Source organism: Gelidibacter sp. (genome assembly GCF_053579655.1).
Window position 1 is genome coordinate 40,437 of record NZ_JBMDWE010000032.1, and the last position, 8,209, is coordinate 48,645.

The 8,209-nt window shown below is 37.4% G+C and carries 8 protein-coding genes; all 8 read left to right on the forward strand.

All coding sequences use genetic code 11. The features are described from left to right. The first annotated feature begins 5 nt into the window (after positions 1-5). The 8 genes from ACOH2D_RS14635 (at position 6) to ACOH2D_RS14670 (ending at position 8,055) form a co-directional block, all read left to right on the forward strand. Positions 6-1,745, forward strand: a complete 1,740-nt coding sequence (locus tag ACOH2D_RS14635) for a TrkH family potassium uptake protein (protein ID WP_449535667.1) — start codon at positions 6-8, stop codon at positions 1,743-1,745. Positions 1,746-1,748: 3 nt separating this feature from the next. Beyond that, positions 1,749-2,435: a potassium channel family protein gene (locus ACOH2D_RS14640; protein WP_348034978.1), complete on the forward strand. Its 687-nt coding sequence runs from the start codon at positions 1,749-1,751 to the stop codon at positions 2,433-2,435. A gap of 80 nt (positions 2,436-2,515) precedes the next feature. Next, entirely contained in the window at positions 2,516-3,547 is a 1,032-nt protein-coding gene (hemE, locus tag ACOH2D_RS14645; protein WP_348034979.1) for a uroporphyrinogen decarboxylase, read from the forward strand. 57 nt (positions 3,548-3,604) lie between these two features. After that, positions 3,605-4,366, forward strand: coding sequence for an EI24 domain-containing protein (locus ACOH2D_RS14650; protein WP_449535668.1), 762 nt, complete (start codon positions 3,605-3,607; stop codon positions 4,364-4,366). Next, positions 4,356-4,901, forward strand: coding sequence for a GNAT family N-acetyltransferase (locus ACOH2D_RS14655; protein ID WP_449535669.1), 546 nt, complete (start codon positions 4,356-4,358; stop codon positions 4,899-4,901). Before ACOH2D_RS14650 ends, ACOH2D_RS14655 begins: the two co-directional genes overlap by 11 nt. A gap of 573 nt (positions 4,902-5,474) precedes the next feature. Further along, positions 5,475-6,416, forward strand: coding sequence for an oxygen-dependent coproporphyrinogen oxidase (hemF, locus tag ACOH2D_RS14660; protein WP_449535671.1), 942 nt, complete (start codon positions 5,475-5,477; stop codon positions 6,414-6,416). A gap of 75 nt (positions 6,417-6,491) precedes the next feature. Further along, positions 6,492-7,484 (forward strand): porphobilinogen synthase, encoded by a 993-nt coding sequence (hemB, locus tag ACOH2D_RS14665; RefSeq protein WP_348034982.1) that lies wholly within the window; start codon positions 6,492-6,494, stop codon positions 7,482-7,484. 163 nt (positions 7,485-7,647) lie between these two features. After that, the gene (locus tag ACOH2D_RS14670) at positions 7,648-8,055 is read left to right on the forward strand and encodes an Lrp/AsnC family transcriptional regulator (protein WP_449535670.1); all 408 of its coding nucleotides are present in this window, start codon (positions 7,648-7,650) and stop codon (positions 8,053-8,055) included. Positions 8,056-8,209 lie beyond the last annotated feature (154 nt).

Here is an 8,209-nt window from a genome sequence, read left to right on the forward strand (position 1 = left end):
GGTCCATGGTCAATCTAAAATCATTCAAGAATTTATATCGTTTTATCGATATTCTCATCTTGTTTTTCTTGATATTCGATTTTGGATTTACCATTAATGACGACTACAAACCTTATAAAATTCTTGTCTTTTTTACGCTTACAAGTGTTTTAATTGGATTTAATATTTTAAAATATTTCCAATTCGACGATGCAGGAATAAGGAAAACCTTAATATTCAACTTGATTTTATTAACGGCGACCCTAACGTCGTCAGGTCTTTATTTGTTACTGAATCAAGGACAGGATATGATTCCTGCGTTAAAACAATGCAGGGTTATATTTGAGGTGGGCCTATTTTTATACTTGCTTATGAGGCTTTCCATGCTGATAAAGTTTGTTTATAAAATCTACTTCAATCCGGCCATTCTTTTTGTAGGGAGTTTTTTTATTTTCTCTTTTATAGGTGCATTGTTTTTAATGCTTCCTAAAGTTACTGCTCACGGCATAAGTTTTATTGACGCATTATTTACCGCTACCAGCGCTATTTGTGTAACCGGATTAACAGTATTGGACACCGCTAATGATTTTACGCAATTGGGCCAAGGAGTTATCTTGGCTTTAATTCAAATTGGAGGCTTAGGCATTCTGACTTTTACATCATTTTTCGCTTATTTTTTTAGAGAAAATTCGTCCTTTAGAGAAGGCCTCTATGTCAAAGATTTTACGGCTTCAGAAAATCTTCAAGATGTTTTAAAAATAGCAGCTCGTGTGGTTTTATTTACCTTAACTGTCGAAATGATCGGTGCCGCCTGCATCTATTTTTCGATTGATCAAATTGATAATGTAAAAGACAAACTCTTCTTCTCTATATTCCATGCCATTTCCGCTTTTTGTAATGCAGGTTTTTCTACTGCCGTTGGAGGTTTTTATGATCCTAGTTACCGATTTGCCTATTCCCTGCAATGGGCTATTATGCTATTGATTGTCATAGGAGGCTTAGGCTATAATATCGTCTACAATTCATATATTTATTTCAAAACGGCTTTCAGCAATTTTTTTGTAAATAATATTAAAACATTGCCCGTCAGAGTTTTTAAGCTGAATTCACAAATCATATTTATTACCACCTGTATCCTATTGTTAGCTGGTTTTGTCTTTTTCTTTTTTGCAGAAGCCAATCACTCGCTAAAAGAACATGTCACGTTCTATGGACGCATTACCTCGGCAATGTTCTCATCTGTGACGCCCAGAACTGCAGGTTTTAATACCATAGATTATACACATGTTGCGACGCCATCCCTATTGTTTGTCATTTTTTTAATGTGGATTGGAGCCTCTCCAGCATCTACCGGTGGTGGGATAAAAACCAGCACCTTCGCCATTGCCATGCTCAATATTTATGCGACGGCACGTGGTCGAAATAGAATAGAAATTAACACTAGGGAAATCTCTAGCAGTTCGGTCAACAGAGCTTTTGCGATTATCATGATTTCGCTTTTTGTAATCGGCCTTAGCATCTTATTACTCCTGTTTTTCGAACCTAACGCAGGCATCTTGCCTATAGCTTTTGAGTGCTTTTCAGCTTATGGCACGGTTGGTTTGAGCTTAAACCTCACACCAACCCTAAGTGTTCCGAGTAAATACGTTATCATCCTAGTCATGTTTTTGGGTAGAATCGGCACCTTAAACCTATTATTTGGCATGTTAGGTCAGATAGAACAAAAATTTTATCAATATCCTCAAGAACCTATTTTAATCAATTAAAAGATGAAAATTATTATCATTGGTCTCGGAAATTTTGGTTTGTCCTTAGCTTTAAACCTGACAGAGACAGGTAATGAAGTTATTGCCGTTGACAAACAGATGGAAAAAGTAAATCTTGCCAAAGATAAATTGGCACATGTGGTGTGTATGGATGCCACCAACGAACAAGCGTATCAAGCACTTCCCACCAAACAAGCAGATTTAATCGTGGTGGCCATTGGCGAAAACGAAGGTGCTGCCATTATAACCACCGCCATCGTAAAAAAATTATGTTCAGGAAAAATCATCAGTAGATCCTTATCGGACATTCATGACACCGTTTTACAGGCTATGGGCATTGATGTGATCGTTCATCCAGAGAAAGAAGCCGCTGAAAAATTGACGTATAAGATCAATTTGAAAAACCTCATCGATAATTATAAAATAGATGACCACTATTCTATTTCAGAAATTAAACCGCCTGAAAGTTTTATCGGTAAAACAATTGGAGAATTAGACATCAGGATAAAATATAAAGTCAACATCGTAACCTTATTACGTACCAAAGAAAAAACCAATTTTATTGGAGCGACTACCAAAGTAAACGAAGTGATTGGCGTTCCTACCGCAACCACACGTATCGAAAAAGATGATATCATGGTTGTTTTTGGGTTGGATGAAAAAATTACCACTTTAAGCAATAAAAAGTAAAGACTTATAAAGTCCAGAGTAAAATAAAAAATTAGTTTAACCTAGAAATCCCAGATTTTGGGGCTATTTTAAAAAAAGAAATGATAAAAAACGATTTATACTTAAGAGCATTAAAAGGCGAAACAGTTGAACGTCCACCAGTTTGGATGATGCGTCAAGCCGGACGTTATCTACCTGAATTCATGGAAATCAGAAAAAAATACGATTTCTTTACCCGATGTCGAATGCCAGAATTAGCGAGCGAAATTACCGTACAACCTATCCGTCGTTATGGAATGGACGCTGCCATTTTATTCAGTGATATTTTGGTCATTCCACAAGCGATGAATATCGAGGTACAAATGAAACCTGACTTTGGACCTTATTTGCCAAATCCTATCCGCACGCAACAAGATGTGGACAATGTAATTGTTCCTGATGTTCATGTGGAGCTGGATTATGTGATGCAAGCCATTAAAGCCACCAAAGAATTATTGAATAACGAAGTGCCACTAATTGGTTTTGCAGGATCACCTTGGACGATTTTATGCTACTGCGTACAAGGCCAAGGCAGCAAGAACTTTGATAAAGCCAAACAATTTTGTTTTACAAATCCTATTGCCGCACACCAGTTATTACAAAAGATAACGGATACAACCATTACGTATTTGCAAGCTAAAGTTGCGGCTGGATGTGATGCGGTACAGATATTTGATTCTTGGGGAGGCATGTTAGCGCCTGCAGATTACAATGAATTCTCTTGGCAATATATCAATCAGATTATTGAAGCTTTAAAGGATCACGCCCCTGTAATTGCTTTTGGAAAAGGCTGTTGGTTTGCATTGGGCGACATGGCCAAATCGAACGCCACGGCTTTGGGGATTGACTGGACGTGTTCTCCGCAAAATGCGCGTTACTTAACTGGCGGAAAAATAACTTTGCAAGGCAATTTTGATCCTTCCAGATTATTCTCGCCACCTGCAGTAATCAAGAAAATGGTCACTCAAATGATTAATGAATTTGGAAAAGACCGATATATCGTCAATTTAGGTCACGGCATTTTACCAAATATTCCATTAGACAATGCGAAAGCATTTATTGATGCCGTAAAAGAATATAAGAGTCCAAATTAGATAAGCATTTAAAAGACCTCACAGGTTTTTAAAACCTGTGAGGTCTCATCTCAGTGTATGATTAAAAACATCTTCACAGGCATCAAAGCTTATGCTGGAACATTGAAATTAATTTCCAAACTCGGACTTTGGAAATATTTTGGTGTGCCGATGTTGATTAGTTTTTTGGTTGCCTCCGCCATCATTTTAGCGGCTTATACCTTTGCTGATAATTTCGCGTTTTACATTTCAAAACTTTGGGCTTGGGAACGAGGAAAGGAAACCTTTTTCTTAATCAGCGAAATCTTGAGTGGTGTGTTGATTCTTATCTTAGGATTTATTCTTTACAAGCATATTGTGATGGCCCTTTCGGCGCCTTTTATGAGTCCGGTATCTGAAAAAATTGAATCCCATTTATTAGGTGTGGAACGCCATCAGCATCGGGACACTTCATTTTCTGAACAGTTATGGAGAGGCATTCGAATTAACGTCCGAAATCTGATGATGGAATTGTTGTTGACCTTTCCTATTTTACTCATAGGTTTTATTCCAATTATCGGCCTTGCATCCACCGTTTTATTGTTTTTAGTTCAGGCCTATTATGCAGGTTTTGGAAATATGGATTACACTTTGGAACGTCATTTTAAATACGACGAAAGTATTAAATTTGTAAAACAACATCGAGGATTGGCCATTGGAAACGGGATGGTTTTCATGTTGTTTTTATTGATTCCAGTGATTGGAATCATTCTCGTATTACCTTTATCAGTCACTGCTGCATCAACCGAAACCGTGGCTTTGCTTAAAGATCAAAACCGATTAAAATCCAATGATATATAGTTCAGAACATTTTTCCATTTCATTATTACAACCTAAAAATGCTTTGCAGCTGAACAAATTACTCGTGTCCAATACCGAACGTTTTATGAAGTATCTCCCTAAAACATTAGGGGAAAACACAACCTTGGAAAGTACAAAAAACTATATCGCTCGGAAAATTAAAGCAGCCAAAAAAAAGAAAGCCTTTGTATTTGTAATTAATGATAAACACAGCCGAAATATCCTCGGCATGATTATTCTAAAAAACTTGGATTGGGAAACTAAAAAAGCCGAATTCGCTTATTGCATCGGCAAACGTTTTAAGGGCGAAGGACTGATGAGTACAGCTATAAAAGCAACGTCCGACTATGTCATTGAAACCATGGGACTTGAAACACTTCAAATCATTGCGCACAAAACCAATTTACCAAGTGTTAATGTGGCCTTACAATCGGGTTTCCAATGGGTAGAAACTTTAGAAGATGAGTTTATGACTTTGAATGGAACACCGCTTGCTATGGAACTTTTTGAGTTGTCAAGACCTGACAGGTTTTAGAAACCTGTCAGGTTTGTAAGATCTAAAATAATTAAAATGGAAACACTGAGACAAGAACATTATTATCATATTTATAATAGAGGTATAAATAGTGGTCTATTATTTAATAATGAAGATAATATGCAATACTTCCTTCAATTGGTCGAAAAGCATCTCACTTCCAAAGTTGATATTCTTTGTTATTGTTTGATGAATAATCATTTTCATATGGCAGTTCAAATTATTTCTGATGAAAAGGAAGCATCCCAAGCTTTTTCAAATTTATTCAATGCCTATTCCAAAGCATTCAATAAGGAAAATTCAAGAACAGGAGCGCTATTTGAAAGACCTTTCAAAAGAGTTGCGATCAAAGATGAAAATTATCTTAAAAACCTAGTATTGTATATTCATAAAAACCCTGAAAACCATGGTGTAGTCGAAGATTTCGGAGATTATAGATTTTCATCTTTTAATGCGTTTATTCAAAATGAGCCAAGTCTCATTTCAAATAAAAAAGATTACATCCTAAATTTATTCGCAGATATGAAAAATTTTATGTTTACCCATAACAGTCAAAAACCAGAAGCTATAGACCTGTCAGGTTTTAAAAACCTTACAGGTCTTCCAACAAAAGATAAATTTTACAATTACATCCTGAACCTTCAAGACACCATTACCTCAAAACTCGAAGCGATAGATGGGAAAGCCAAATTTCGACAAGATGTTTGGGAACGTCCTGAAGGCGGCGGCGGAAGAACAAGAGTTGTTGAAAACGGCAATGTTTTCGAAAAAGGAGGTGTTAATATTTCCGCAGTTCACGGCGAACTCCCAGATAGTATGCAACAGTATTTTGGCGTCAAAGATGCCAATTTCTTTGCCTGCGGACTGAGTTTGGTATTACATCCCAAAAATCCGATGGTGCCCACAGTTCATGCCAATTGGCGCTATTTTGAAATGTATGATCAACAAGGCAACATTGTTGATTCTTGGTTTGGTGGCGGACAGGATTTAACGCCTTACTATTTATTTGATGATGATGCGATTCATTTTCATCACGTCTGTAAAACGGCTTGCGATAAGCATCAACCTCATTTTTACGAGTTGTATAAAAAGAAATGTGATGATTATTTCTGGAACACACATCGCGAGGAAGCCCGTGGTCTTGGCGGTTTATTTTTTGATTATTGCAAAGCCACTGATGAGATGTCCATGGAAGATTGGTACAGCTTTGTAACTGAAGTTGGCGACAGTTTCCTGGAATGTTATGTCCCTATAGTTGAAAAAAGAAAAGACCTTCCTTATACTGACGCGCAACGCACCTGGCAGGAAATCCGTCGTGGACGTTATGTAGAATTTAATTTAGTTCATGATAAAGGCACCTTATTTGGATTGAAAACCAACGGACGCATCGAAAGTATTTTGATGAGCCTGCCTCCACATGTGCAATGGGTTTATGACCATCATCCTGAAAAAGGCAGCGACGAAGAAAAATTGATTGACGTATTAAAAAAACCTAAGGATTGGATTAAATTCTAAAAACAAGACCTCACAGGTCTCATAAATATTAACTGCAGACTGATGACTGATGACTGCAAACTAAAGACTAAAATTATGTATCCATTAAGAAGAAATAGAAGATTAAGAACCAACGAAGCCATTCGATCATTGGTAAGAGAAACGATCATTACACCTAACGATTTTATCGTTCCAATTTTTGTAACAGAAGGCAGAGGCGTAAAAGAAGAAATTGCATCCATGCCAAATTACTTTAGATACAGCCTGGATTTACTCGAAAATGAAATTAAAGATCTTTGGAATATGGGTCTGAAATCGGTATTGCTCTTTGTTAAAGTTCCCGACAATTTAAAAGACAATAAAGGCACCGAAACCATTAATCCAGACGGACTGATGCAACGCGCCATTAAAACCGTCAAAAACGCCTGTCCTGATATGCTCGTGATGACTGACGTAGCCTTTGATCCATACTCAGCTTATGGACATGATGGCATCGTCAAAAACGGCATTATTTTAAATGATGAAAGTGCGGATCTTATGGCACAAATGAGTGTTTCGCATGCGCGAGCTGGTGCCGATTTTGTTGCGCCGAGTGATATGATGGATGGTCGTATTTTGGCCATTCGTGAAGCACTCGAACATGAAGGTTTTACCGATACAGGCATTATGAGCTACTCCGCCAAATATGCTTCCGCGTTTTATGGACCTTTCCGTGATGCGTTGGATTCTGCACCTGTGGACATGCTTAACATTCCAAAAGATAAAAAAACCTATCAAATGGATTATGGTAACCGTTGGGAAGCGATCCGAGAAACCGAAATGGATATTGATGAAGGTGCTGACATCGTAATGATAAAGCCAGGTTTATGCTATTTGGATATCGTCCGTGAAATCAAGAATGCCGTCAATGTACCTGTTGCCGTGTATCAGGTTTCAGGAGAATATGCGATGCTAAAAGCAGCTGCCGAAAGAGGTTGGCTCAACCATGATGCGGTCATGATGGAACAAATTACAGCCATTAAACGTGCTGGAGCCGATATCATTGCGAGTTACTTTGCGAAGGATGTGGTGCGACTTTTAAATAAGTAAAACGCCTCATTTCAACAGGAAAGTTATTATCTAAAGCGCATTTCAAAGGTTATTTAAAAAATAGAGACCTTTGAAATGCGCTTTTTTTGATTTCTATTCAAAATTATTTCGATATATTTAATTTCGATTAAATTGATAAAACGTAATTCTAATTTTGATTCCAATGGACGACATCGATAAACAAATTCTTCAAATGCTTCGCAAAAATTCACGAGAAGCCTTTGCTACCATTGGCAAAAAGGTTGAGCTCTCTGCCCCTGCTATCGGCAAACGCGTGAAACAATTGGAAGACAAAGGGATTATTTTAGGCTATTCCCTTAAACTCAATGATGAAAAATTTGGCGTCACAACAAAGGCCTATATCCATTTAACAATTCATCAATCGAGCACAGTAAGAACGGCCTATAATCAAATCATTCATCACGAGGAAGTACAGCGTTGTGATCGCATTACTGGAGAAGACCGTTTATGCATTCTTGGATATTTCAAAAGCAATAAAGATCTGGTTACTTTTTTAGAGCGCATTTCGCAATATGGCGTTCCCAATACGAGCATAATTTTGGAAAGTTAGGGCAAACCGATTCCTCATAAAAATCCTTAGAATCTTAAAGGCAAATGGAAACTTGCATTATCAAATCGCCATTAGGTTTCACCAAAATTGTTGGTGACGAAGTAACCACCCGACCAACCCCATCTTTCCCAAGATGGGGTAAGATACTAGCTTT